The sequence below is a fragment of the Achromobacter spanius genome (assembly GCF_039673305.1).
GTDB classification, from domain to species: domain Bacteria; phylum Pseudomonadota; class Gammaproteobacteria; order Burkholderiales; family Burkholderiaceae_B; genus Achromobacter; species Achromobacter spanius_F.
The window spans coordinates 1-25761 of the sequence record NZ_JBDJLJ010000070.1 but is presented as its reverse complement, the minus strand read 5'-3'; the positions used below and the strand labels follow the sequence as shown (position 1 = coordinate 25761).

General features: G+C 67.2%; 23 protein-coding genes. 6 read left to right on the top strand and 17 right to left on the bottom strand.

The genetic code is table 11. The features are described from left to right. The first annotated feature begins 223 nt into the window (after window positions 1-223). Complete coding sequence (locus ABE485_RS28245; protein ID WP_346518567.1) at window positions 224-1039, top strand: SDR family NAD(P)-dependent oxidoreductase; 816 nt, start codon at window positions 224-226, stop codon at window positions 1037-1039. A gap of 57 nt (window positions 1040-1096) precedes the next feature. Here ABE485_RS28245 and ABE485_RS28240 read toward each other — a convergent pair whose 3' ends face one another. Then, complete coding sequence (locus tag ABE485_RS28240; protein ID WP_346518566.1) at window positions 1097-1849, bottom strand: sulfite exporter TauE/SafE family protein; 753 nt, start codon at window positions 1847-1849, stop codon at window positions 1097-1099. Continuing rightward, entirely contained in the window at window positions 1846-2262 is a 417-nt protein-coding gene (locus ABE485_RS28235) for a sel1 repeat family protein (protein ID WP_346518565.1), read from the bottom strand. Before ABE485_RS28235 ends, ABE485_RS28240 begins: the two co-directional genes overlap by 4 nt. Before the next feature lie 122 nt (window positions 2263-2384). On the opposite strand from ABE485_RS28235, the gene ABE485_RS28230 reads away from it, so the two are divergent. Beyond that, window positions 2385-3347 (top strand): LysR substrate-binding domain-containing protein, encoded by a 963-nt coding sequence (locus ABE485_RS28230; protein ID WP_346518564.1) that lies wholly within the window; start codon window positions 2385-2387, stop codon window positions 3345-3347. Here the strand turns inward: ABE485_RS28230 and ABE485_RS28225 are convergent. After that, entirely contained in the window at window positions 3271-4671 is a 1401-nt protein-coding gene (locus tag ABE485_RS28225) for an MATE family efflux transporter (RefSeq protein WP_346518563.1), read from the bottom strand. The genes ABE485_RS28230 and ABE485_RS28225 overlap by 77 nt on opposite strands. Before the next feature lie 134 nt (window positions 4672-4805). Between ABE485_RS28225 and ABE485_RS28220 the strand changes: the two genes are divergently transcribed. After that, window positions 4806-5282, top strand: coding sequence for a MarR family winged helix-turn-helix transcriptional regulator (locus tag ABE485_RS28220; RefSeq protein ID WP_346518562.1), 477 nt, complete (start codon window positions 4806-4808; stop codon window positions 5280-5282). Window positions 5283-5329: 47 nt separating this feature from the next. On the opposite strand, the gene ABE485_RS28215 is transcribed toward ABE485_RS28220, so the two are convergent. The 6 genes from ABE485_RS28215 to ABE485_RS28190 form a co-directional block, all read right to left on the bottom strand. Next, window positions 5330-6229: a DMT family transporter gene (locus ABE485_RS28215; RefSeq protein ID WP_346518561.1), complete on the bottom strand. Its 900-nt coding sequence runs from the start codon at window positions 6227-6229 to the stop codon at window positions 5330-5332. Between the two features lie 76 nt (window positions 6230-6305). Then, window positions 6306-7133, bottom strand: coding sequence for a helix-turn-helix transcriptional regulator (locus tag ABE485_RS28210; protein WP_346518560.1), 828 nt, complete (start codon window positions 7131-7133; stop codon window positions 6306-6308). A 60-nt stretch (window positions 7134-7193) separates the two neighbouring features. After that, the gene (locus ABE485_RS28205; protein ID WP_346518559.1) at window positions 7194-7667 is read right to left on the bottom strand and encodes a hypothetical protein; all 474 of its coding nucleotides are present in this window, start codon (window positions 7665-7667) and stop codon (window positions 7194-7196) included. 14 nt (window positions 7668-7681) lie between these two features. Next, the gene (locus ABE485_RS28200; protein WP_346518558.1) at window positions 7682-8230 is read right to left on the bottom strand and encodes a hypothetical protein; all 549 of its coding nucleotides are present in this window, start codon (window positions 8228-8230) and stop codon (window positions 7682-7684) included. Between the two features lie 116 nt (window positions 8231-8346). Then, a complete protein-coding gene (locus tag ABE485_RS28195; protein ID WP_346518557.1) occupies window positions 8347-11085 on the bottom strand; it encodes a cation-transporting P-type ATPase in 2739 nt (912 codons plus the stop codon). Between the two features lie 102 nt (window positions 11086-11187). Beyond that, a complete protein-coding gene (locus tag ABE485_RS28190) occupies window positions 11188-12156 on the bottom strand; it encodes a LysR substrate-binding domain-containing protein (protein WP_346518556.1) in 969 nt (322 codons plus the stop codon). A gap of 107 nt (window positions 12157-12263) precedes the next feature. Between ABE485_RS28190 and ABE485_RS28185 the strand changes: the two genes are divergently transcribed. Further along, on the top strand, window positions 12264-14561 hold the full coding sequence (locus ABE485_RS28185) for an NADP-dependent malic enzyme (protein WP_346518555.1): 2298 nt from the start codon (window positions 12264-12266) through the stop codon (window positions 14559-14561). 100 nt (window positions 14562-14661) lie between these two features. Here ABE485_RS28185 and ABE485_RS28180 read toward each other — a convergent pair whose 3' ends face one another. Further along, window positions 14662-15012, bottom strand: coding sequence for a hypothetical protein (locus ABE485_RS28180; RefSeq protein ID WP_346518569.1), 351 nt, complete (start codon window positions 15010-15012; stop codon window positions 14662-14664). A gap of 170 nt (window positions 15013-15182) precedes the next feature. After that, on the bottom strand, window positions 15183-15569 hold the full coding sequence (locus ABE485_RS28175; protein ID WP_346518554.1) for a DUF4148 domain-containing protein: 387 nt from the start codon (window positions 15567-15569) through the stop codon (window positions 15183-15185). 218 nt (window positions 15570-15787) lie between these two features. On the opposite strand from ABE485_RS28175, the gene ABE485_RS28170 reads away from it, so the two are divergent. Continuing rightward, window positions 15788-16606, top strand: coding sequence for a class I SAM-dependent methyltransferase (locus ABE485_RS28170; RefSeq protein WP_346518553.1), 819 nt, complete (start codon window positions 15788-15790; stop codon window positions 16604-16606). A 4-nt stretch (window positions 16607-16610) separates the two neighbouring features. On the opposite strand, the gene ABE485_RS28165 is transcribed toward ABE485_RS28170, so the two are convergent. Next, entirely contained in the window at window positions 16611-16826 is a 216-nt protein-coding gene (locus ABE485_RS28165; RefSeq protein WP_008167310.1) for a SlyX family protein, read from the bottom strand. Between the two features lie 85 nt (window positions 16827-16911). Between ABE485_RS28165 and ABE485_RS28160 the strand changes: the two genes are divergently transcribed. After that, window positions 16912-18990 (top strand): TonB-dependent receptor domain-containing protein, encoded by a 2079-nt coding sequence (locus ABE485_RS28160; protein ID WP_430795474.1) that lies wholly within the window; start codon window positions 16912-16914, stop codon window positions 18988-18990. Between the two features lie 14 nt (window positions 18991-19004). On the opposite strand, the gene ABE485_RS28155 is transcribed toward ABE485_RS28160, so the two are convergent. From ABE485_RS28155 to ABE485_RS28135, 5 genes are all read right to left on the bottom strand, one after another. Then, window positions 19005-19262, bottom strand: a complete 258-nt coding sequence (locus tag ABE485_RS28155) for a PAAR domain-containing protein (RefSeq protein ID WP_346518552.1) — start codon at window positions 19260-19262, stop codon at window positions 19005-19007. Between the two features lie 34 nt (window positions 19263-19296). Beyond that, a complete protein-coding gene (locus ABE485_RS28150) occupies window positions 19297-20286 on the bottom strand; it encodes a DUF6708 domain-containing protein (protein WP_346518551.1) in 990 nt (329 codons plus the stop codon). A gap of 41 nt (window positions 20287-20327) precedes the next feature. Next, on the bottom strand, window positions 20328-22901 hold the full coding sequence (locus ABE485_RS28145; protein WP_346518550.1) for a T6SS effector BTH_I2691 family protein: 2574 nt from the start codon (window positions 22899-22901) through the stop codon (window positions 20328-20330). A gap of 13 nt (window positions 22902-22914) precedes the next feature. Continuing rightward, window positions 22915-23793 carry a DUF4123 domain-containing protein gene (locus tag ABE485_RS28140; RefSeq protein WP_346518549.1) on the bottom strand — a complete coding sequence of 293 codons (879 nt, stop codon included), beginning with the start codon at window positions 23791-23793 and terminating at the stop codon, window positions 22915-22917. Continuing rightward, on the bottom strand, window positions 23790-25761 hold a 1972-nt coding region (locus ABE485_RS28135), incomplete at its 5' end, for a type VI secretion system Vgr family protein (RefSeq protein ID WP_346518548.1). The genes ABE485_RS28140 and ABE485_RS28135, both read right to left, overlap by 4 nt.

Here is a 25761-nt window from a genome sequence, read left to right as displayed (position 1 = left end):
GCGCCTGCCCGGGCCTCCCGCCCCGGCGCCTGGCGACCGCGCCGTGCGGAGGCACGAACGGAGAAATAGGCAGGTTTCACGCAAGATCGAGCCTGTACGGCGCAACGTCCGGTTCTTACTATCCTTTCCAAGGCCGGGGCGGGCGGCGGCTTGCAGAATGCGCCGGCGCCGGCCCGGCCGCGAGGCATCTTGTCCGCGGCCGCAAGCAAGGGAAGGGATACACATGAATACTGAAAAAATCTGGTTGGTGACGGACGCGTCGGCGGGCCTGGGGCTGGTCCTGGTGAAGATGCTGCTGGACCAGGGGCACAAGGTGGCGGCCACGTCCCGCGACGGGGATGCCTTGCTGGATGCCGTGGGGGCCAAGCTGGAAGGCCGGTTCGTGCCCTTGACCGTCGACCTGGCCGACGAGCGCGGCGTGCGCCGCGCGGTGGATGCCGCCGTGGCGGCGTTCGGCGGCATCGACGTGGTGGTGAACGGCGCGGGCCAGGGGCAGCAGGGCGCGCTCGACAGCCTGTCCGACGCGCAGTTGCGCGTCAGTTTCGATACGCACGTCTTCGGCGTGGCGAACGTCATCCGCGCGGTGATGCCGCGCATGCGGGCGCAGCGCGGCGGGCACGTGTTCAACATTTCGTCGATCCTGGGCTTTGACGGCGGCAGCGCGGAGTGGGGGGCCTATAGCGCGGCGAAGTTCGCCGTCTGCGGCCTGACCGAGACGCTGGCGGCCGAGGCCGCGCCGCTGGGCATCCGCGTTTCGCTGGTGTATCCGGGGGCCTTGCGGGCGGGCCTGCCGCAAGCGTCGCCCGAATGCGCCGCGCGCGGCGCGCAGGGACACGCCCAGGGCGGCGATCCGGCCAAGGCGGCGCAGGCGCTGATCAATGCGGCGCAGGCGCAGTACGCGCCCCTGCACCTGTTCCTGGGACGCGATTCCTTCGATCAGGCGCGCGGCAAGATCCAGGGGATGCAGCAGGAACTGGCGCGCTGGCGCGAGATGTCGGTGTCGATCGGCTTCGTGGACGAGCGGCGCCTGGCGGCCTAAGGTGCTGGCCCGCGGATACGCCGCGTGCCGGCGTATCCGGCGGGGCGGGGCGCGGGCTCAGCCCGCCAGGCCGCGCGCCGCCTGGTAGGCGCCCAGCAGCGCCAGGCTGATCATGAAGCACAGCTTGAAGGTGCGCGCCGACAGCCGTCCACGCAGCCATTGCCCCAGGGCCATGCCGGCCAGCGCGGGCAGCAGCATCAGGATCGACGCGCCCGCGGCGGCGGGCGTATAGCCGCCATTGAGCCAGAGTCCCAAGGCAAGCGCCGCGGTCGAGACCGTGAAGGAAATGCCCATCGCCTGGATCAGCTCGTCCTTGTCCAGGTCCAGGGCCTGCAGATAGGGCACCGCCGGAATCACGAACACGCCGGTGGCCGCCGTTATCACGCCCGTGACCGTTCCGGCCGCGATGCCCAGCACGCCCTCGTGCCGCGGCGGCACGCGGGGCGGCGATCCGAACAGGCCCCATGCGGCATAGGCCACCAGCGCGAAGCCCAGGCAGATGCTCGCCCACTGGCCGGACGGCGGGCCCAGCCACAGCGCGCCGGCGAGGGTGCCGGCGCATACGCCCGCCTGCAGGCCGCCGATCCGGCGCAGTGCTCGCGGCAGTGCGGGCCAGGGCCGCGCCTGCCACAGGTTCGTGATCAGCGAGGGCACGATCAGCAGCGCGGCGGCCTGGGCCGGCGCCATGACGAGCGCCAGCATGGCCATGGAAATGGTGGGCAGGCCCAGGCCGACCACGCCCTTGACCACGCCGGCCAGAACGAAGACGGCGATGACGGCGGCCAGCAGCGTCGGATCCAGGAAATTCATGAGGCCTCGCAGTGGACGGTGAGGGCATCCTTGGGACGGCCGAACAAGGCATGGGCCACGTCCTGCGCCGGCCTTTCGTTCTGGCGCGCGGCGCGCAGCAGCCACAGCCGGCCTTCGCACAGGTCCGCGGGCTGCGACGGGCCGTAGAGGGCGGGCCCGCCGATCAGCGCCACGCCCAGCATGCGCTGCGCGGGCGCGTGGCCCTCGCGCGCGGAGGCTCGCAGCCAGGCCAGCATGGCCGGGTAGTCGCCTTGGGTCTGGGCCTCCAGCGCCAGCGCATATTGCTGAGCCGGCGTGATCGGGCCGCCCAGTCCAGGCCTGGCTTCGGCCATGCCTGAGGCGTGCAGCGCCAGTGCGATCAGGGCCAGGGCCGGCCATCGCGCGGCCGCGCCGCGCCATGTCGTGGTTCTCATGGATTTTCCCTTGTCTTGGTGGGTACGGCCTCATTCTGCCGGCCGGGACGCACGTCTTCCTATCGGGATCTCGCATAGCCAGGCTATGGTTCAGCCTGAGGCTCGCGTGCTACGCTTTTCGCATGCGATTCGACCTGACCGACCTGCGTCTCTTCCTGAACGTGCATGAAACCGGTTCCATCACGGCCGGCGCAAAGCGTTCCCACATGACCCTGGCCTCGGCCAGCGAGCGCGTGCGCGGCATGGAAGATGCGCTCGGGGTGCCGCTGCTGCTGCGCGAGGCGCGCGGGGTAGAGGCCACGCCGGCCGGGCGCACGCTGGCGCACCATGCCCGGCTGGTGCTGGGACAGATCGACCGCATGCGCGGCGAGCTCGACCATTACGGGCTGGGCTTGAAAGGGCACGTGCGCGTGCTGTGCAACACCACCGCGCTCAGCGAATACCTGCCGGCCGTGCTGGGCGCGTTTCTCAAGGACCACCCGCGCATCTCGGTGGACCTGGAAGAACGCCTCAGCCACGAAATCGCCGATGCGCTGCGCGCCGGCGCGTGCGATATCGGCGTGCTGGCGGACTCGGCCGACCTGCACGGCTTGCGCACGCGCATCTTCCGCCACGACCCGCTCACCCTGATCGTGCCGCAAGGCCACCCGCTGGCCGAGCGCGGCCAGGTGCTGCTGGAAGAAGTGGCGGGGCACGAGTTCGTCGGGCTGGTGGAAGGCAGCGCGCTGCAGGAACACATTGCGCATCACGCGCGCCGCAGCGGGCGGCCGCTGTCGTATCGCGTGCGCCTGCGCAGCTTCGATGCGGTGTGCCGGATGGTGGGCCAGGGCGTGGGCATCGCCATCGTGCCGCGCGTCGCCGCGGCGCGTTACGGCCGGGCAGCGGGCGTGCGCAGGGTCGCCCTGGCGGACGACTGGGCCGCGCGCGACCTGGTGCTGTGCGTGCGCGACGACCTGCCCGCCTATGCGGCGGAACTGGTGGAATACGCCTTGCGCGATGCGCCCGGCGCTAGCGGGCGAACAGGCGGCGCCACGGCAGATGGCCGCGGTCGAACCAGGAGCCCGACGCGACGGCGCCCAGGATGACCAGCCCATACACGCACATGGCCACCGCGGCGATCACGAAGAACAGGGTCAGCGACCCCGTCAGATGCAGCGCCGCGCCGCCCGCGCCGATGCCGATCAACAGACGCAGCAAGCCCGCGGTCAGCGGCCACTTCAGGCGTCCGGCGCCCTGCGACGCAAAGTACAGCGAAAAGCCCAGCGCAAAAAAGCCGTACACCGGCCCCACCGTGCGCAGGTAGCTGGCGCCGGCCTGCAGCATGTGGTCCTGCGCGCCGAACAGGCGCAGCCACGCTTCGGGGAACGCCGCTGCCGTGAGGCCGATGCACTCGGCCAGCACGAAGGCCATCGCGCCGCCGGTCAATGCGATGCGCAGCGCGCGTTCCGGCTGGCCGGCGCCGATGTTGGATCCCACCATCGCGACCATGGGGGCGCCCAGCCCGAACGCGATCGGCATCAGCAGGTATTCCAGCCGCACGGCCACGCCGTAGCCGGCCACGGCCGCCTCGCCCGCATAGGCGCCCACCAGCGCGGCGGTCAGGGCGACCAGCGCATTGGTCATGAGGGGATTGATGGTGGCCAGCGCGCCCACGTTCAGGATGTTGCGCATCAGGCTGAAATGGAGCCGGCTGGCGACCAGCCTGGCCGCGTTGCGCCCGCTGGCGCAATAGGCGCCCAGGATCAGCGCGCCCACGCCGTAATAGATGACAAGCGCCCAGCCGCCGCCGGCCACGCCCAGCGCCGGAAAGGGGCCCCAGCCGAAGATCAGGCACGGGGACAGCGGAATCAGCAGCACCGCGCCGCCGCAGATGACCGCGCCGGGGACCAGCATGTTGCCGGTGCCGCGGATGGCGCTGGCGAAAGCGTTCATCAGCCACATCAGGACGATGCCCCCGAAGATGACATTGGAATACGCCAGGGCGGCGTCCAGCGCCGCGCCCTCGGCGCCCAGCGCGCGGTACAGCGCCGGGCCGAACGCCAGCAGCAGGGCGCAGAAGGCCACGCCCAGCAAGGCGTTCAGGACGACGGCGTGCAGCACCAGCTGGTCCGCTTCCACTTGCCTGCCGCCGCCCAGCGCGCGCGCCACCGCGGCGGAGATCCCGCCGCCCATCGCGCCCTGCGACATGTTCTGCATCAGCATGAGCACCGGGACGACCAGGGCCACCCCCGCCAGCACCGGCGTGCCCAGCCGCGCCAGAAACCAGGTCTCGATCAGGCCCGTGGAGGACTGCGCCAGCATCATCAGGATGTTCGGCCAGGCCAGGCGCGCCAGGGTGGGTGCGATGGGGGCGTGCAGCATCGCGTGCAGGCGCGCATTGGCGGGGCGGGGCGGCGGAGTCGCTGGCATGGGGCGGGCCGGTGGGAGGGGTTGGCAAAATTTACGTGCATATGCCACTATCTGTCAATAATGGGCTGGACGCGAACCCGCCCCGGCAGTAGCGTTAAGTCCTTGTCCCGCCCACTTCCCATTCCCTGCACGCCATGTCCGACGCCCCGCTTTTCGGCCCCGCCGCCACCCCGGACCCGCTCATCTGCAATGGCGCCGCCCTGCGCAAGGCGACGCGGCGCGTGTCGCAGCTGTATGACACGGTGCTGGCGCCGTGCGGGCTGAAGGTGTCGCAGCATTCGATCCTGGTGCACATCGCGCGCGCCGGCGCGCCCTCCATGACCGACCTGGCGCGGTCCATGGTGCTGGACCGTTCCGCGCTGGCCCACAATCTCAAGCCGCTGCAGCGCGATGGCTACGTCCGGATGATGCGCGACCCGCTGGACGGCCGCAGCCGCCGGGTGGAGCTGACCGACGCGGGCCGCGCCAAGCTGGCGGAGTCGCGGCGCTTGTGGAAGGACGCGCAGAACCGCTTCGAGGCCGCCTATGGCGTGGAACGCGCCGCGGCCTTGCGCCGTTCGCTTGCCGACATCTTTTCCGATGAATTCGCGCTGGCATTCAGCCGGGGCTAGTGTGCGGTCCACACCGCCGCGCCGGGCGTGAAGGGCCCCGCGCGCGATCACCGGGACCCGGCGGCGCCGCGCCCGGCGCGGCCCAGCAGCACGACGGCTCCCAGCACGCAAGCCATGCCGCCCACTTGCTCCGCGCCCAGCGGCTCGCCTAGAAGACCCGCCGCCAGCAGCACCGCCGAGACCGGCGCAAGCGCCGTGAACAGCGCCGCCTCGGATCCGCGCACCCGCGCCGCGCCGGCATACCAGAGCAGGAAGCCGCCCACGGTCGGCGCCAGCGCGTAGTACGCCACCGCGCCGATGGCGCCGGCCGGCAGGGGCAGCGTCCACGACGCCTCCGTCACGCTGGCCAGGGCCGAGAAAGCCAGGCCGAAGCCGCTCATGATCGCCGAGAGCGCAAGCGGCGCGACCGGCGTGCGCAGGCGCTTGTTCAGCAGGATGAACAGGCCCTCGCAGGCCACCGCCCCGAGGATCAGCGCGTTCCCGGCCAGCGAACGTTCGCCGCCCGGCTGCGCCGCGCCGCGCGACATCAGCCACACGCCGAAGGCCGCGGCGCCGATCGCGGCAAGCGCCGTTTTCCCTGGGCGTTCGCCCAGCACCAGGACCGCGATGGCGGCCGTAACCAGGGGCAGCGTGCCCAGGATGATGCCGCCGTCCACCGCCGATGCGCGCTGCAGCCCCGCGATCAGCAGCGTGGTGTAGCCCACGCTGCCGGCAATGGCCTGCACCGCCAGCAGCAGCCAGTCGCGCCGGCTCAGCCGGGGTATGCGCGCACCGGACCAGGCCATCAGCAGCGCGAAGCAGGGCAGCGCGATCGCAAAGCGCAGGGCGGTGGCCGTGAAGGGCGGCAGGCCGGTCCCGATGATCTTGCTGGCCACCACGGTGCTGCCCACCAGCGTCATGGCCGCCGCCAGATAGAGATAGCCCCGCACTCGCTCGTTCACGTCCATTGCCGCAGTCCCGGTTGAAAGGGCGCAGCGTAGCGCCGGGCAGGGCGCGGGATCTTGAACGAAATTGCAGCGGGCGTCAGGCGCGGCCGGCCGCCAGCGCATACCGGCCGGGCGACACGCCATAGGCGCGCACGAAGAGGCGCGTCATGTGGCTCTGGTCGGAAAAGCCGCCCTGGACGGCCGCGTCCGCCAGGCTCGCGCCGTGGCGGATCAAGTGACGCGCCAGCAGCAGGCGGCGCTGCGTCTGGTAGGCGTGCGGGGTCAGCCCCGTGGCGCGGGCGCAGGCGCGCAGCACCTGGAATCGGCTGAGTCCGCACGCCCGGGCCAGTTCGGCGAGCGTCAGCGCGGCGGCCGGATCGTCGTCGATCATTGCCAGCGCGTGGCGGATGGCGCCCGGCACGGCATGGCGCGGGGCGGGGGGTGGGCTGGCGCCGCGCGGGCCGCCCGCCTGCGCCAGGACGCGCAGCAGCAGCTCGTCGCAGGCCAGCGGCGACGCGCCGCCCGTGGCGCGCGCATACAGCGCCAGCAGGTCGCGCGCCAGCGCGGGGCGATCCTGGGCGGGATGCGCGAATTCGAAGTCGCGGCAACCGCCGCCGGAATGGGACACCGCAATGTCGGCGGCGGCATCGGCGACCACGTCCGGGTCCAGGTAGAGCATCTGCCAGGCGCGCTCGCCGCCGATCGGCGCGCCGTCGTGGACTTCGCCGGGGTTGACGGTGATGACGTGGCCTGGCCCGGCCTGCACCTGGCCGCGCCCGCTGTGCGACACCTGCGCGCCCTGGCGCAGGACGCCGATGCCGAACTGGTCGTGGGTATGCCGCGCGAAGGCGCGCGCGCTGCGCGCGGCCACCGCCTGGACGCCGGCGATGGCGCTGCGCTGCATGATGAACTGGCCTGCGGTCATGGGCGGAAAAGGCGTGGCGTGGACGGGCCAGTATCGCTCCCGAGCCCCGCCGCGATCAAGCTATTGCAGCCCGTTCCAGCGCGCCACCGACGGCTCGGCCGCGGCCCACTTCCACTGCCCGTCCCGCTGCTGGCAGATCGTGCTGGCGTAGGCGGCGGACGCGCCTTCCTGCTCCACCGTGAACACCACCTCGCGGCAGCGCGCCAGCGGGGTGTCGATGTCGCGCACGGCCTGGATGCTGCCGCGCTCGTTGCCCACGGGCAGCGAGCGCTTGATCTGCCATTGCCGCACTTCGCCGATGGGCAGCGCGCCGACCGCGTTGGCCATGACGTTCTGCTGGTCGTTCTTCCATTCGCGCAGGACGTACTTCACCGTGGCGTCCACGGCTGCCTGCACCGACACGCCAATGGCGTAGCCGGCGACCGGATTGGCCGTGACGGCGCCGCTGAGCGTGCCGACCACCGCGCCGGTAGCGGGCCCGATGGAGGAACTCTGGCACCCGGCCAGTCCCAGGCTGGCGACCAGCGCCAGCATGCCGACTCCGCGCATCACTGGAGCGAACCCCAGCGCGCCGTGGCCGGTTCGGCGCTGGCCCAGCGCCAGTGCTCGCCGTCGCGGCAGACGGTGGTGACGTAGAACTCGCGCAGCGGATCGGCGCCGGGCTCGTCGGCGGGCGTGTCCACGGAGAACACCACTTCCTTGCATTCCAGGCTTGCGGCGCCGATCAGCCGGCTGACCGTGACCTGGCCGCGCGCGTCGCCTTCGATGGGAAGCTGGTGCTTGACGTTCCAGCTTGCGACCTTGCCGACCGCGAGCGGGCCGGCGGCCTTGGCGATGGCGTCCTGTTCCTCGCCGCGCGTCTGGCGCTGCGCGTAGGCCAGCGCGGCCTTGGCGCCGGCCTGCACGCCCAGGCCGATGCCGGTGGCGACCGTGGGGTTGTCCGTGACCTTGTTGGCGATGGCGGTGCCGGCGATGCCGGCCGCGGCGCCGGTGCCTTCCCCGAGCAGCGAGCTGCAGCCCGACAGGGCGGCCAGTGTGAACAGCCCCAGCAGGGCAAGCGCGCGGCGGCTCGCGGTGGTTGGCGAGATGGTGAACAAGCTGCGTGCCCTCCTGCGTGAAAATCGGCGGCGCAAGTATAGGAGGGCAGGCGCGCCCGCGGATGCGGGCTTTACATTTGTTGGCATTTTTCCGCCCGCGTCGCGGGCGGAAAGGGTCAGGATGCCGGGTGCTGCGACAGCGCGGGCCGGGCGCGCCGCGCACGCCAGGTGCGCAGGATCAGCTTCTCGACTTCGATGATGCAGAAGAGCACGCCGGCGGCGATCAGCGTCAGCGTCCAGTATTCCGGCGGCAGCGGCACGGTCCCGAACACCCGGTTCATCCACGGCAGGTAGATCAGCGCGCATTGCAGCAGGCCCAGCACGATCGTGACCAGCCACAGCGCCTTGTTGCGGAACATGCTGGGCGTGAGCGGAAAGCGGTCCTGCAGGCGGCAGTTGAACAGATAGGTCCATTGCGCCGTCACCAGCGTCTGCAGGATGACCGTGCGGATGAAATCCGGTTCGCGCCCGGCGGCGATGAGGCTCTTTTCGATGATGAAGGCGGACGCCGTGAACAGGATGCCCACGAAGGCGATGCGCCAGATGGCGAAGCCGTCCAGGATCGATTTCTTGGGGTCGCGCGGCGGCCGCTGCATCATGCCGGGCTCGGCGGGCTCGAACGCCAGGCCGAAGGCCAGCGTGATGGACGTGGCCATGTTCATCCACAGGATCTGCAGCGGCGTCAGCGGCGCCAGCGCGCCGGCCAGCAGCGCGGCGATGACGAGCAGCCCCTGCGCCAGATTGGTGGGCAGGATGAACAGGATTGTCTTCTTCAGGTTGTCGTAGACGCGGCGGCCTTCGCGAACCGCATAGGCGATCGAGGCGAAGTTGTCGTCCGCCAGCACCATGTCGGCGGCTTCCTTCGTGACCTCGGTGCCCTTGATGCCCATGGCCACGCCGACGTCGGCCTGCTTGAGCGCGGGCGCGTCGTTGACGCCGTCCCCCGTCATGCCGACGACTTCGCCCAGGCCCTGCAGCGCGCGGACCAGGCGCAGCTTGTGCTCGGGGCTGGTGCGCGCAAAGATGTCGTGGTCGCGCGCCAGCGCGGCCAGCTCGTCGTCGCCGATCTGCTGCAGTTGGGCGCCGGTCACGGCCTCGCGGACGTGGGTCATGCCCAGCATGGCGCCGATGGCCAGCGCGGTCTCGGGATGGTCGCCCGTGATCATCTTCACGCGGATCCCGGCCTGGTTGCACTGGGCGATGGCCTCGATGGCCTCGGGGCGGGGCGGGTCCATGATGCCGGCCACGCCCAGCAGGATCAGGCCGTCCTGGAAGTCCGGATGATCCAGCGCGGTGGCGCCGGGCTGGCCCGCCTTGTAGGCCGCGGCCAAGGTGCGCAGCCCCTGGTGCGCAAAGGCCTCCAGGCCGTTTTCCCAGTAGTCCAGGCGCAGCGGCTGCGGCCCGTGTTCGCCTTGTTCCTGCGCGCACAGGCCGAACAGCACGTCGGGCGCGCCCGTCACGTAGATCACGTTCTGGCCGTGGTCGTCGCAACGGCGCGCCATGTACTTGTAGCTGGAATCGAACGGCACCTTGCCGTGCTTGTCCACGCTGTCCAGCCCCTGTCCCGCCTTGGCCGCCAGCACCATCATGGCGCCTTCGGTCGGGCCGCCCACGATGCGCCACTGGCCGTCGGCGTCCTCGTGCAGCTGGCTGTCGTTGCAGATCGCCGCGGCGCGCACGAAGCGCGTCAGCGCGTCTTCGCGCTGCCAGTCCACCGGCTGGCCATCGGACTCCCGGGTGATCTCGCCTTCGGGCCGGTAGTTGTCGCCGGCCACGCGGTACGTGCCCTGCGCCAGCAGCACGTTCTTGGCGGTCATCTCGTTCATGGTCAGGGTGCCGGTCTTGTCCGAGCAGATCACCGTCATGGCGCCCAGGGTCTCCACGGTGGGCAGCTTGCGGATGATGGCGCGGTTGCGCGACATGCGCTGCACGCCCAGCGACAGGATGATGGATATGATGGCGGGCAGGCCCTCGGGCACCGACGCCACCGCGATGCTGATCAGCGACATCAGCAGATCGGGGAGGGGCATGTCGAGCACGAAGCGGCCCAGCAGGAACAGCGCCGCCACCATCACCAGCACGACCTGGAAAATGCGCTTGCCCAGTTGCTCCATCTGCCGCAGGAGCGGCGTCTGGAGCGCCTGCACGTCGCTCATCATGCGGTTGATGTGGCCGATTTCGGTGTCGCTGCCGGTGGCGATCACGATGCCGCGCGCATTGCCCGCGCTGACGTGGGTGCCGGAGAATCCCAGGTTCAGGCGGTCGCCCAGCGGCGCGTCGCCCGGCAGGGGCGCCTCGTGCTTTTCCACCACGGTGGACTCGCCCGTCAGCATCGATTCCTCGACGCGGAAATTGTGCGCGTCGAACAGCCGCACGTCGGCGGGGATCTTGTCGCCCGGCCGCAGGATCACGATGTCGCCGGGCACCAGGTCGCGGGCGTCGATCTCTTCCTTCTGGCCGTCGCGCACCACCCGGGCATGGTTGGACAGCATGTTGCGGATGCCGTCCAGCGAGCGCTCGGCGCGGCTTTCCTGCACATGGCCGATGACGGCGTTGATGACCGCCACCGCCAGGATCACGATGGTGTCCAGCCAGTGGCCCATCAGCGACGTGACCACCGCCGCGCCCAGCAGGATGTAGATCAGCACGTCGTTGAAATGGCCCAGGAACCGCAGCAGGGCGCTGCGGCGGGCCGGCGGCGGCAGGGCGTTCAGGCCATGGGTTTCCTGCCTGCGCCGGACCTGGTCTTGGGACAGGCCCGAGGGACTGGTCACCTGGGCGGCCAGCGTGTCCTCGACGGAGAGCTGGTGCCAGGTTTGAGGAACTTGTGGAGCCTGCGTGTTCGCCTGCGTCATTGCCTGTGGCCTCCCGGGGGCTGGCGCCGTGACCGGGCCGGGAGTCGGGGGCCGCACGGGTCAGTCCGGGCTTCATGATACGCCCGCGCGTGCGCACCGGCGTTACAGGGGCGGGCGGGCGCCTTTGGTGTAGACCTCGCGCAGGGCTGCCGCGAACAACGCGTCCACGTTGCGCCGCAGCCCGTCCGACCGCGTGAAGAGCGAGATCGGGGGCAGGGTCCAGTCGAAGGAGTAGGGCACGATGGCCGCGCCGGCGATGCGGACCAGTTCGTCCGCGATGTCGGCCGGCAGGATGGAGACGGCGCGGTCGCTGGCCACGATCATTTCGCCGATCAGCTTGGACGAGTCGCTTTGCACCGACGGCGGGGGCGGCGCCAGGCCGGCGCGCAGGAAGATGTCGGCCACCTGCTCGCGGATCGGGCTGCCCGGGGTGCCCAGGATCCAGTCCAGGTCGGCCAGCCGGTTCCATTCCAGCCGCGAGCGGCCCAGCCGGGCCGCGAGGCGGCGGCTGGCGATCAGGCGCGGCTGCTGGTGGTAGAGGACTTCAAAGCCGATGTTGCTCAGGTCGACCGAAGGCGTGGCCCAGCCCACGACCACGTCCAGCGTGTGGTCGCGCAACTGGCGCAGCAGGGCGGGCCCCTGGCCCTCGTGGATGGTGGCGGTGATGTGCCGTCCCTGGGGCAGGGTGCGGCCGATCGCGGCCGACAGCATCTGGCCCGACACGAAGGGGATGACCCCGATATGCAGGTGGGCGGCGTGGCCCGCCGCCACGGCCTCCATTTCCTGCACCAGATGGCCCAGGTCGTGGACCAGCCCCCGGGCGCGGGCCAGCACCACGGCGCCCATGAGGGTGGGCGTCATGCCCCGGACCGAACGGTCGAAGAGCGGCACGTCGAACATGCTTTCCAGTTCGGCCAGGGCGTTGGTCACGGCCGGCTGGCTGGTGGCCATGTGCTCGGCCACCCGGGTCAGCGATCCGTGCTGCTCGATTTGCAGGAGCAGCATCAGGTGGCGCATCTTCAGGCGCGAGGTCAGTTTCCGGACGACGGCATCCGGATCAAAGGGTGTCATAGAGAGATCATAATCTAATGCTTATGGGACGATATTAAATCCGAATAAATGCCTTATGCCTTGGAGCCTAGAATTTTTCCCATTCAAGACAGCGAGGCTACAGCCCCATGAACACGCAATCGGACCGCCAGGCGGCATTGGACTATCACGAGTACCCCACCCCGGGAAAGATCTCGGTCGTGGCTTCCAAGCCGCTGGTCAACCAGCGCGACCTGGCGCTGGCGTACTCGCCCGGCGTGGCGGCGGCCTGCGAGGAAATCGTGGCCGATCCGGCCAACGTGTACCGCTACACCGCGCGCGGCAACCTGGTGGGCGTGATCACCAACGGCACCGCGGTGCTGGGCCTGGGCAACATCGGCGCGCTGGCCTCCAAGCCTGTCATGGAAGGCAAGGCGGTGCTGTTCAAGAAGTTCGCCGGCCTGGATGTGTTCGACATCGAAATCAATGAAACCGACCCGGACAAGCTGGTCGAGATCATCGCCGGCCTGGAAGCCACCTTCGGCGGCATCAACCTGGAAGACATCAAGGCGCCGGAGTGCTTCACCGTCGAGCGCAAGCTGCGCGATCGCATGAAGATCCCCGTCTTCCATGACGACCAGCACGGCACCGCCATTACCGTGTCGGCCGCCTTCATCAACGGCCTGAAGGTGGTGGGCAAGGACATCAAGAAGGTCAAGGTGGTGACGTCGGGCGCGGGCGCCGCGGCGCTGGCCTGCCTGGACCTGATGGTGGACCTGGGCCTGCCGCTGGAAAACATCTGGGTAACCGACATCGAAGGCGTGGTCTTTGAAGGCCGCACCACGCTGATGGACCCGGACAAGGCGCGCTTCGCGCAAAAGACCGACGCGCGCAAGCTGGCCGAAGTGATCCAGGACGCGGACGTGTTCCTGGGCCTGTCGGCCGGCGGCGTGCTCAAGCCGGAAATGGTGGCGGCCATGGGCCCGCGCCCGCTGATCCTGGCGCTGGCCAATCCCACGCCGGAGATCCTGCCCGAAGTGGCGCACGGCGTGCGCGACGACGTGGTGATGGCCACGGGCCGTTCGGACTACCCGAACCAGGTCAACAACGTGCTGTGCTTTCCGTACATCTTCCGCGGCGCGCTGGACGTGGGCGCCACGACCATCACGCGTGAAATGGAAATGGCGGCGGTGCACGCCATCGCCGGCCTGGCCGAAGAAGAGCAGAACGAAGTCGTGGCGGCCGCCTACGGCACCTATGACATCTCGTTCGGTCCCGAATATCTGATTCCCAAGCCGTTCGACCCGCGCCTGATCGTGCGCATCGCCCCGGCCGTGGCCAAGGCCGCGATGGAAGGCGGCGTGGCCACGCGTCCGCTGGCCGACCTGGAGGCCTACGAAGAGCAGCTGCAGCAGTTCGTGTACCACTCGGGCGCGTTCATGAAGCCGCTGTTCTCGGCCGCCAAGCGTATCGTGCGCGGCGGGGGCAAGGCGCGCATCGTGTTCACCGAGGGCGAAGACGAACGCGTGCTGCGCGCCGTGCAGGTGGTGGTGGACGAAGGCCTGGCCCGACCCATCCTGGTGGGCCGCCCCGCCGTGCTGCTGTCGCGCATCGAGAAATTCGGCCTGCGCCTGCGCCTGGGCGAGGACGTCGAAGTCACCAACCCGGAATACGACGAGCGCTTCCATCAGTACTGGACCACGTACTGGGAACTGATGTGCCGCCGCGGCATCACCAAGGAAATGGCGCGCGTGGAAATGCGCCGCCGCCTGACCCTGATCGGCGCGATGATGGTGCACCTGGGCGACGCCGACGGCATGGTCTGCGGCACGGTCGGCGCCTACCATGACCACCTGCGTTTCGTGGACGAGGTGATCGGCCGCCGTCCGGGCCACAACGTCTACGCCGCCATGAACATCCTGCTGCTCAACGAGCGCACGGTGGTGCTGGTGGACACGCACGTCAACGACGAGCCCACGGCCGAGCAGATCGCCGAATTCACGGTCATGGCCGCGCAGGAAATGGCCCGCATGAACCTGGCGCCCAAGGTGGCGCTGCTGTCGCGGTCGAACTTCGGGTCGGGCAGTTCGGCGTCGGGCGCCAAGATGCGCCGCGCGCTGGAACTGGTGCGCGAAGCGGCTCCCGAACTGGAGATCGACGGCGAAATGCACGGCGACTGCGCGCTGGACGAGGCGCTGCGCATGCGCATCCTGCCGTCGTCCACGCTCAAGGGCGAGGCCAACCTGCTGGTGTGCCCGAACGTGGACTCCGGCAACATCGCCTACAACCTGCTCAAGACGGCGGCGGGCGGCAACGTGGCCGTGGGCCCCTTCCTGCTGGGCGCGAATGCGCCGGTGCACATCCTGACCTCCAGCTCCACCGTGCGCCGCATCATCAACATGACGGCCATGACGGTGCTGGACGCCAACCGGGTCGAAGCTCCCTGAGCCTTCCCCGGCGCGCCGCGAGACGATCGCGGCGCCCGCGGGCAAGAAAAAGCGCGCTGCTCCTTTCGGGGCGGCGCGCTTTTTTCCTGGGCGGACCGTATCAGTTGCTGCTGGCTTTCCAGGTGCCGTCCGGCTGCTTGCAGAACCAGAACTGCCAGGTTTCGGTGGTGGTGGTGCGGGCGAATTCCCCGACCAGGAACCGGCACACGCGGTCATCCTTGACCTTCGTGGTCTTGGTGGGGGTCAGCTGCACCTTGATGGGCGCGGCTTTCTTGCGCTGCACCGTGCTGGTCCACTCGGTGTGCTGGCCGTCGGCGGAATTGTTCAGCGCCTGCGCCACGGCTTCGTGGAATGACGCGCGATCGGCCTTGGAAATCTGCGTGATGAGGGCGTCGTTGAGCATCACGGGCGGCGCGGCGACCGCCGCCGCCGACAGGCCGCAAGACATCATCAGTGCAGCAAGAACGCGGGTGTATCTGGTCAAGATGTGCTCCCTGGTCTGGACAACCGTTGTTGCAATACGCGAGTCTGAAGCGTGGATCTGAGCCGATAGTACGCCAAAAAAGGCCGCCCATCGGGGCGGCCAAGGTACAACAAGGGGAGGGTAAATCTGGGGGCGGCTTACTTGCTGCCGGGGTACACGCCCTGGAAGGGCACGTTGTTCGGCTCGACGCTGCTGTCGCGGCCGGCGGCCTTGTCAGCGGCCTTGGCGGCAGCCAGTTCAGCCTTCACTTCGGCGCGGGTCTTGCCGGTGTGGGGCGTGCCGTAGACGCCCTGGAAGGGCACGTTGTTCGGTTCGACGCTGCTGTCGCGGCCGGCGGCCTTGTCGGCAGCCTTGGCGGCGGCCAGTTCGGCCTGCACCTGGGCGCGGGTCGGGCCTTCGTACGGCGTGCCGTAGACGCCCTGGAAGGGGACGTTGTTGGGTTCGATGTTGGGCGAGGGGGCGGCGTAGGCGCCGGCGCTCAGCGCGGCAAGGGTGAACGTCAAAGCGGTAGCAAGGGTCTTCATGGTAAACCTCCGATTTCAAGAGCCTGGGAGCGAATCCGGCGGCCTTTCCGTCGTGGTTCGTTGCTGTTTCCCGATGACTGAATATTGCGCCGATTTCGGGTAGGGATAAACCCGCATATCCGTAAAAGATATTTCCATGAATGGAAAGATTGACTTCGATTTTGTTCAAAGTCCCCATTTATGGAATTAGGGGTCGGTCGTGCTTCACAAGGTTGTGCATGGAAAAGATTGCCCTCACGCGCGAGAAGGAAACCCTTCTGATCACCCTTTACGCCAAGGCGCGGGAAAGCCTCCTGCCCGGTTCCATCCTGCGGGACCGCCACGCCGCAGCCGCCGTGGACCGCATCGACTACGACTTCTCCCGGCTGCGCATGCGACGCGATGAAATGATCGGATTGGCGCTGCGGGCCCATACCCTGGACGGATGGGTCCGCGAGTTCATTGCCGCCCATCCCGATGCCACGGTCCTGCATCTGGGCTGCGGGCTGGACACCCGCGTGCAGCGCGTGGATCCGCCGCCCGGAATCGACTGGTACGAGGTGGACTATCCCGAGGTCATCGCGTTGCGCCGCAGCCTGTATCCGGCGCGGCCAGGCTGCACCCTGGTGGGGTCCCCGGTCACCGAACCGGAGTGGCTGGCGCGGATACCGGCCGGCAGGCCCACGCTGGTCGTGGCCGAGGGCCTGTTCCTGTACCTGCCGGAAGACGCGCTGCTGCATCTGCTGCGCGAGGTCACCGCGAAATTCCCGTCGGGCGAGGTCGCTTTCGACGCCTACAACCGGCTGGGATTGACCTGGGTGGCGCACAACCGCATGATCCGATCGACCGGCGCCGTCACGCGCTGGAGCCTGCGCAGTCCGCAGGCGCTGGAAGGGCAGGTGCCGGGGCTGAGGCTGCGCACGGAACGCGGCGGTTACGAGTCTGACGACCGCGGGCAGCGGGCCCGCTATTCCTGGCCCGCTCAGGCGGCGCTATGGCTGATGCGCAGGGTGCGGCCCCTGGGCGGCATGACCCAGCTGCTGCGCTATCACTACTAGCCCGCTAGTAGTGCGGCGGCAGTTCGTCGCGCAGGCTGCGGAAGGGGGCGGCGCCCTCGGGCGCCTGCTGGCGCAGGTCGGCGACCTCGCGCATGAGCCGGTCGATCTGCTGTTGCTGGCGGACGATGATCTGGTTCAACTGTTCCAGCAGGTCATCCGCGAAGCTGGCCTTGACCTCCAGGTCCAGCAGCCGGCGTTCGATGTCTTGCGATTTATCCATGGCGGGTATTAGAACCGATTCCCGCGCACAGCTACAGGAGAGCGGTTTGGCGCAGCGGCGATGGCGGGGCGGCGGGGCACGGCGGGTGGCGGGCGCGGTCCTCGCGCTGGCCCCGGGCGCGGCGGCCTGGGCGCAGGAACCTGTGCTGCCCGCGGTGGTGGTCACCGGCACGCGCCTGGGCACGGCAGTCCTGGACACGCCGGCGTCGGTGGATGTGGTCGAGGGGACGGCGATGCGGCGGGGCCAGCCGGGCATCAACCTGTCGGAAGGCCTGGCCGGCGTGCCCGGCCTGCAGATCCAGAATCGCCAGAACTACGCCCAGGACCTGCAGATTTCCAGCCGCGGCTTCGGCGCGCGGTCGACTTTCGGCGTGCGCGGCGTGCGCCTGTACGTGGATGGCATCCCCGCGACCATGCCGGATGGCCAGGGGCAGACCTCCAATATTGACATCGGCTCGATCGCCCGCGTCGAGGTGCTGCGCGGCCCGTTCTCGGCGCTTTACGGCAATTCCTCGGGCGGCGTGATCCAGGTCTTCACGCAGGACGGCGAGGCCCCGCCGTCGCTGTCGGCCAGCGGCTGGGGCGGCAGCTACGGCACCTGGCGCTATGGCGTGCTGGCGAACGGCGCGTCCGGTACGGGCGCCGGCGACCTTGACTATGTGCTGGACCTGTCGCGCTTCACCACCGACGGCTACCGCGACCATAGCGCCGCCCGCAAGAACCTGGGCAACGCCAAGCTGGGCCTGCAGCTGGACGACACCAGCCGCCTGACCGTCATCGTCAACAGCGTGGACCTGAAAGCGCAGGATCCGCTGGGGCTCACCTATCAGCAGTTCCAGGACGACCCGCGCAGCGCGCCGCTGGCGGAGCAGTACAACACGCGCAAGACCGTCCGGCAGACCCAGGGCGGCGTGGTCTACGAACGCCAAGTGGACGGCCGCAACGCGCTGCGCCTGATGGTCTACTACGGCCAGCGCGACACCACGCAGTACCAGTCGATTCCTCCAGCGGCGCAAATGGCGCCCACGCAGGCGGGCGGCGTCATCGACCTGAAGCGCCAGTATGGCGGCGCGGACTTGCGCTGGACCTCCGAACAGGACCTGGCCGGCCGGCCGCTCACCCTGGTCGCGGGTTTTTCCTACGATTCGATGCGCGAAGACCGCAAGGGCTACCAGAACTTCATCGGGTCGGGCGCCAGCCAGCAGTTGGGTGTGCGCGGCGCGCTGCGCCGCGACGAGACCAACACGGTGTACAACGCCGATCCGTACGCGCAGGCGTCGTGGAATTTCGCCGAGCGCTGGACGCTGGACGCGGGATTGCGCTGGAGCACGGTGCGCTTCGACTCCGACGACCACTACATCGTGCCGGGCAATGCCGACGACAGCGGCGGCGCCCGCTACCGCAAAGCCTTGCCCGTGGCGGCGCTGCGCTATGCCGTGAACGACGACGTGAGCGTCTACACCTCTTATGGGCGCGGTTTCGAGACGCCCACGCTGAACGAGATCTCATACCGGCCGGACGGCCAGCCCGGGCTGAACTTCGGGCTGATGCCCGCGCTCAGCACCAATCTGGAGGCCGGCGTGAAGGCGCGCCTGGCCGGGGGGCTGCTGACCGCGGCGGTGTTCCACACCCGCACCGACGATGAGATCGTCACGGCGGGCAGCTCGGGCGGCCGCAGCAGTTTTCAGAATGCCGGACGCACGCGGCGCGACGGCATGGAACTGGGCTGGTCCGGCGAATTCGCAGGCTATTGGCGCACGCAGTTGGCCTATACCCTGCTGAACGCGCGCTATTCGGATGACGGCCCCGGCGGCATCCGCGCCGGCAACAAGATCCCGGGCATCGCCCGCCAGGCGGCGTTTGCGTCGCTGGCCTGGGCGCCGCCGCAAGGCTGGCAGGCGTCCGTCGAAGGACGCTACCTGAGCAAGATCTACGTCAACGACGCCAATGACGGCGACGCGCCCGGCTACTTCGTGGCGGCGGCCAGCGTGGGCTACGTCAAGGTGGTGGGGCCGTGGGAACTGAACGCGTATGCGCGCGTGGACAACATTTTCGACCGGCGCTATGCGGGTTCGGTCATTGTCAACGAAAGCAATGGACGCTACTACGAGCCGGCGGCCGGGCGCAGCGCGGGGCTGGGTCTGGGGGCGACGTATCGGTTCTGAAGTCCGCGCCAATGTCAGTCGACCAGCCAGCCGGCCTCACCTTCGATCAGTACGCCTCCGTGACTGGTCGTATCTCCCATCCGGGCAATAGCCTGGCCGTCGATCGTCGCGCTCGATGACCCTGAGCGGATCACCGCGCCGCAGCTTATCTTGTCGCCGACGCGCGCGATGGGGCGGCCCTCCACGTTGGCGTGCATGGCGCCGCTGACGACGGTTCCCATGCCGTGGGTGGGGCAGAGATGGCGGTGGCCTACGAGAACGATGGGTTGCATGGGAGGACTCTTGGGTTAGTGAGTTGAGAATGTGTCATCGGCCGACCGGCGGGCGATCGGATACGCCGGGCGTCGTCGTGCCGGCCTCTTCGATGATCCGTGGGAATCTGGGCTCATAGCACAGCAACAGAGACAGCCAATGGCCGGTGGCGTGTATGAGAATGGCCGGCAAGATCAGGATGTTGATCAGTACGAATACCCACAATGCGCTGTGACGCAGGAACCGGGTGTCCAGGCGCCAGGCGACCTTGAGGGAAAGCCAGGGCCAGGGAAACTTGTTGATGAGTTTCGTTGGCGGCGGAGCCGCGGCGGGGCCTTCTTCCATGTAGCGGCGGATGTATTCCCAGAAGGCCAGCAGTTCGCTGGCGTTTCGGGTGGGCTTGCCGACAAAGGCCAGCTCCATGTCGTCGACCGGATGACCTTCCAGATCCTCTCCATCTCCCTTGTCCCATCCGAGGATGAGAAACCCTCCGGTGCCTTCCAGCTCCGACATATTCTTGTCCAGGACGATCTGTGTCTTATCCCAGTCAAGGATTTGAATGCCGCCCAGATACTTGGGGCGCAGCAGGTAGACCTTACGGGTGATGCGGTTGAATCGGACGATCAGGCGGCGGGCGGTGAAACTCTCTAATCGTAGGTATGGGAAGGCATACTTGAAATAAATAAAGATGGGTCCTACGCAGATCAGTGGAATAAATATCAGGAAAAAATATTCTGAAGCGGCGAGAAATTCCCCGTCAGGATGAAGGCTGGCGAAAATTCTTTCGATCGAGATGCGTCCTGCTGACAACAACATATAGAAAAGAATCACGCCAATCCATCCCAGAAATATAGTTATTATTCCCCGCTTCTCGTCGTTGGATGTTCTCACGTCCAAGTAGATGCCATTGCGGGAATATATGGAGTCATTGTCGTAGACGGAGTTTGAAACGGACTCGCCCACACCGTCAGGCGCATTGAGTACAGGCTGTCCCGGTTTTCGCTGCTGTTTCTTGACGGCCTCCAGGCTCTCTTCGTAGGACATCTGACGTTTCGACCATTGGAAGCCCCATTCGTACAAGTACATCAGAGTGTGCTCCCGATTGCGCGTTGCATGATTTCGACTTCCGTTTCTTCCGTGTCGGTTATCCCGTTGCTTCGGTTTTTACGAAAGGTGCAGTGGTCCAGATAGCGCTCCAGCGCGTCGGGAATGAAAAATATCTCGATGATAGTCAGCGCCAAAATAACCATGTTCAAACCGAAGAAGACGCGCAGCATCAGTGTTAGGCGAAGCGCCATTGCGGACGATATTTGCACTGAACGCGACAATGCCCGTCCAAAGAAAGAACTGATGCCGTGCTTCTGGATCAGATATTCCAGGTATGGTCCAGCAGACGCGAGGCTAACCGCAATTGAGAGAGCTGCCGCTACCGTTTGGACGCTCGCTCGCAATACATATATTGTGGAAATGGAATATTCTTTTGCTGTGATGTTGTCTAGAAAATCCTGAGCGTCATACCAAGCCCCAACCGTAGCCGCCCCGCCCGCCAATACCCCCGCCGACAGTCGCAACCCACTCTTGAACGCCCTGGCGCCTTGCCGAACTCCCGCATTGCCGCTGCGTTCGGCAAAGCCCGCCGCCGCCGCGCCCATCTCCAAGCCTGCAGCGGTCAGCCCCACCATCGCCGCGGCGATTTCGGCGTACTCCTTGCTGCGCTTGTCGACCGCATTGAGGCGGTTGCCCAAGTTCCACAGCTCCAATATGACCAACAATCCGCCAATCCGCACTTCGGTCATGGGACCCTTTGTGCCGGCGTGCAGGGCGTCGTTGAAACTGCTGGAGGTTGCATGGTCGATGCGCCTTGCCGCGCCCTGGCTCAACGCTTTGCCACCGCGTGTTTCCAGGCGGAAATGCCGGGCATAGCGGCCCAGGCGCGAGTGCAGTACGTTTGCCAATAACCAGTTGAAGGGCTTGTCCACGGCCGTGGCGAGCTTGCTCTGGAATAGCGTGTTGCCCAGCGTATTGACGACCAAGGCCGGACCCGCCAGGTAGCTGGCGGGTGGCCCGCCCGGCGCGCCTTGCGCCAATTCGTCGATCACTGCACGGCTCTTGTCGAAAAGATCGGCCAGTTTCTTGATCCGATCCTGCTGCGTTTGCGGATCGAGACTTGCGAGCGCGCCACGCTCGGAGAACAGCTTATCGATTTCGTTTTCGATGGGCTCCTGGTTCTGTGCCAATGACCGCCAGAACAGGTTTTCGCGTGAAATCCCCGCCCCGCGCCAGCGCTCGAGCAGCGCATCGCCAACGGCGGTGGCATTCATACCGACGATGGCCTTACCCATCTGGTCCTCGAACAGGGCTCCCTGCACCGTATCGTTGCGATCGAAAGCGTCCAGCGCGTTGAGGAATTGTTCGCTCTCCAGCCAGCGCAGATGGTCCGTGGCCCGCTCAGCCTTGGCCTTGTCCGCTACATCAACCATACGGTGATACTCGGCCAGGAATGTCTGGCGCATGTTCTCATCGAGGTACGGCGCGTACTTGTTCCAGCTTTCCCGGCGCCGCTGGCCGGCGATGCGTTCCTGCACTTCGCGCTGATGCTGGGGATTGCGATAGTTTCGATAATTGCCCGCCGATTGGACAACGGCATGCCGGTTGCTCATTTCATATTCGCGGTCGGTATAGCGCACCCCGATATTCTGTTCTTCCTTGTAGTAGTCGCGCTCCGCGGTTTCAGCCAGGGTCTTCTTGATGTTCTCGATGGCGAAGGCGATGGTGAACTTGCGATGGTTGGTGAGCTTTTCGCCATCTGCGGCCTTCATGAAAGCTTCCAGGGGCTCGACGCTGGCGTTGCGCCAGGCGTTGAGTTCCTGGGTGATGCCGAGCGCATCGTCCACGACAATCGCCGCGCCTCGGTATTCCTTGCGGTTGCCGGCGGGCATCATTTCGGCACGCGCCGCCAAAAAGGGCGGCGAAAGGGGAGTAAAGGCCTGCTGCTTGAGCAGGTCTCGGAGCTCGGGCCGGCTGTTCGCGGCAAAGTCCGCCACGAGTTCGAGTTGCTGCTGGGCCAGCACGTTATCTATCTCGGGCGGCGTGGCCGACGCCAGTGTGGCCACGTCAATGGAGGCCAGGGTGTCCCTGTATAGCGGCAGGGTGCGGTACCGATTCAGTACGGCCTTGGTCAACGGCGCCGGACTGTAGAGCAGGCGCAGATCACCGACATCGTCCAGGTCATTGATCTTGAACATCCAGGTCATACCCAGGATGCCGTCTTTGCCCACGCGGGGCAAGACGGGCGGCGCCCAGGGATTGTCCGCATCGATGTAATTGAGCGTACCGATTTCCGAGATGCGATATTGACCGTGCCACACGTAGGAGCCGACGCTCTTGCGCTTAAGAAGAATGTAGAGAAAGCCCGCCCGCAGTGGCCGCACGGCGTAGCTCGATTCAGTCAGCGCGGCGGCCTGCAGAGGCCTGCTCAGATGCTTGGGAAGCGACGGCAGGAGTCTGCGCTGGGGGGCGGTCCCGCAGACGGCGCCATATCGCAGCGGCAGGATGGCGAATGTACGCGTGCAGGCAACTTCCGCGCCTGGGTCCAGCATGGCATCGAGCAGCGAGCGGTTGTCAGCGCATCGTTCGAAAGTGTCGTTCCATCCATACATGGAGGCTCTTCCTCTATGGGTTCGGGAATGCGCGCGTCTTCAGCGCGTGTGCGAGTGACTGGCCATCATTGCGTGCTTCTTCCAGCGCCTCCTGCCATGCGGGGGCGCCGCGCAACTCCTGCCCGTGCAGGGCGAGAAGCGTGACGTAGTCGGCCAGGTCTCCTCGTCGCTTTAATCCGCCCGCACGCGCCTCGCGCAATAACTTGCCAACCAATCCAAGTCGGGTGCCGTGGCAGTTTTCCTTCATGCCCGCGGCCGCCAGAGGCGCGCGGAGTTGCTCTGCCAGGAAATAGCTGAGCGGGTCTCCCGCCAAAGCTTCCCAACAAGCCTGATCCAGCTGAATGAGCGGGACGCCGGACTGCCGCGCCTGGTCGAAGCCGGCGTAATGCCGCCAGGCTCTGCGCTCGGGGTGAGGTTCCGTTATCCACCAGGATTGGATTGGCGCCAGCAAGTGGCCAATGCCCGGAAGATCTCGCCGCGCATGAAGTACGGGAAACGCCAGCTCGGTATGAAAGCGCAGCATGTAGGTGTGGCCATCAGGTCCCAGGGCGGTCGTGGCCTGGCCAAGATGCCCGGCAAGCTCCGAGGGGGGCAAGGCGCTTATCAGCCAGCCGCAGAGGGCGTCTCCGGCCTGTTCCGTCAAAGCGCGATGAAAGTCGTATTGGCTCTGGAGATCAGCATCCGGCCCAGCGGAAAAAAGCCACGGACCCATCTCGCGGAGATTGGAAAAGCGCTGTTGATTCAGCAGCGGCCATGCGGTGTGCGCATGTCGTTGCGGCAACGGCGCACGCTCCGAGGGCGGCAAGCGCGCCATTTCCACGATGGCAGTCAGGCGATGGGACGGCGACTTGCGCAACGGCTCGATCAGTTCCTGCGCGAAAGGGGTGATCATGCGTGCGCCCCTTCCAATCGGACAAGGCTGCGCCCTTGCGCAATCGCCTTGAGCATGCAACCCAGGCAGATGGGCTCGCCCATGTCCGGGAGCCCGCTGTGGGCAATCGAGTTGGCGCGGCCTTGCGCGGCGCTCGCCAGCGGGCCCTTGATCTGTATTGCTATGCCATCCAGCGTGATGCCCGTCCCGTCGATGCGCAACGTCCCGCCCGGGGCCTTGATCGTCAGGCTATTCGCTGCGAGGATCTCGTAGTCCTGGGTCCGATGCGTGATGCGCTGGCCGGCCTGAATATTGGCGTGGCCTTCGATTTTTTTCTCGAGGTGTCCACCGATCTCCACCCAGTGATTGGCGGCTGTCCTGTCCGTGCGGTGATTGCCGACGTCCTCGATGCGGTCTTTGGCGATATTGATGCTGTGGCTGCGGCCTATGGCCAGGAGGTCGTCGCGGCCGACATCGTGTCGCCGGTCCTGGCCGATGTTGACCTGTTCGTCATTGCCCACCGTCTCCTTGCGGTCATGCCCGATGACGATGCGCTCGTCGTGTTCGACCTGCTCGCCGCGGTCGTGGCCGATGAAGATGGATTCGTCATGGTTGACGTGGATGTTCTGGTCTTTCTGCGCGTGAATGTAGATCTCTTCCTGATCGAGCTCATCTTCGAAGCGCAGTTCGTTAAAGCCATCGCCCTTGTGCGACTTGCTCTTGATCGTCATCCTTGTCTTGTGCTTGGGCAATTCATAAGGAGGCAGGTTCGTCGCCCGGTATGTCCTGCCCGTGATGATGGGCTGGTCGCAGTCGCCGTCCAGGAAATCGACGATCACTTCCTGCCCGATGCGCGGAATCGCCATGTGGCCCCAGGCTGCGCCCGCCCAGTTCTGCGACACGCGGATCCAGCATGAACTGTGCTCGTCGCTTCTGCCCTGGCGGTCCCAGGGGAACTGGACTTTGACGCGGCCAAAGTCATCGCAATAGATCTCTTCGTTGGTCGGCCCCACCACGGAGGCGATATGCGGGCCGTCGATGCGCGGCTTGCGGGCCGGTTCGGGCTTCCAGTCGACCTGGTCGGGCACGATGTCAGCTGTGTAGCGGTACTGCGTGCCTTGCGCGGCCTCGGCGCCCTCTTCCTGCTGGCTCGTGTGCTGCACGCCGTGATGCCGCATGCGCACCGGGCGCCAGCCGTGGTTCCAGTCCTCGCGCGGATGGCCGACGAGATCAAAGGCCACGCCGGGCACGAGGCGCGCGTCGTCGCCTTCGACGTGCGCCATGCGGGCATCGCGCCGCAGCCCCAGCAAACGGCTCTGGGTGAAGGGCTTGCCGGCCTCATCGCGCTTGTAGCGGCCGGGATAGTCGTAGCGCTCGTAGCGCTTGTCCTGATGATCCAGGTTTCGGGCGACCGCCACATGCTCCTGGTCGTACTGCGGGTGCGTGTAGGTATAGTCGCGCTGGGCCTGGCGGGCCGTGCGCAGTTGCTCGGCATAGGTGAACTTGCGCAGCGCGGGTTCGGGCTGGTCGCCGCCGGGTGTGGGGTTGTAGGTCACCGGACCGCCTGCGATCACGCCATGCACGTAGATCCGGTCACCGTGGATCAGGCGATGGCCCTGGTCGGTATGCGCAAACCGGTAGAAGAAGCCTTCCTCGGCCGCGAGGCGTGCCAGGAACTGCAGGTCCGTGTCGCCGGCCTGCACGCAGTATTCGCGCGACACGTGCTCGTTCGTGGCGACCTGTTCGTAGTCGGTGATGCCGTGCGACTTGATGATCTGTTCCAGGATCTGGGGCACGGACTGTTGCTGGAAGATGCGCCAGTCCGAACAAAGGTCGGTGCGCGCAAGGGCCGGCTCTAACACCGCCCGATAACGCGTCCTCCTGAACCCCGTGTCGCCTTGCTCGAAGCCGGTGACGATGCCGTGCACATGGCGCACCGGCTCTTCGCCGCGCCAGATCGTAAAGAGCGCGGGTTGGTCCAGCAGCGCG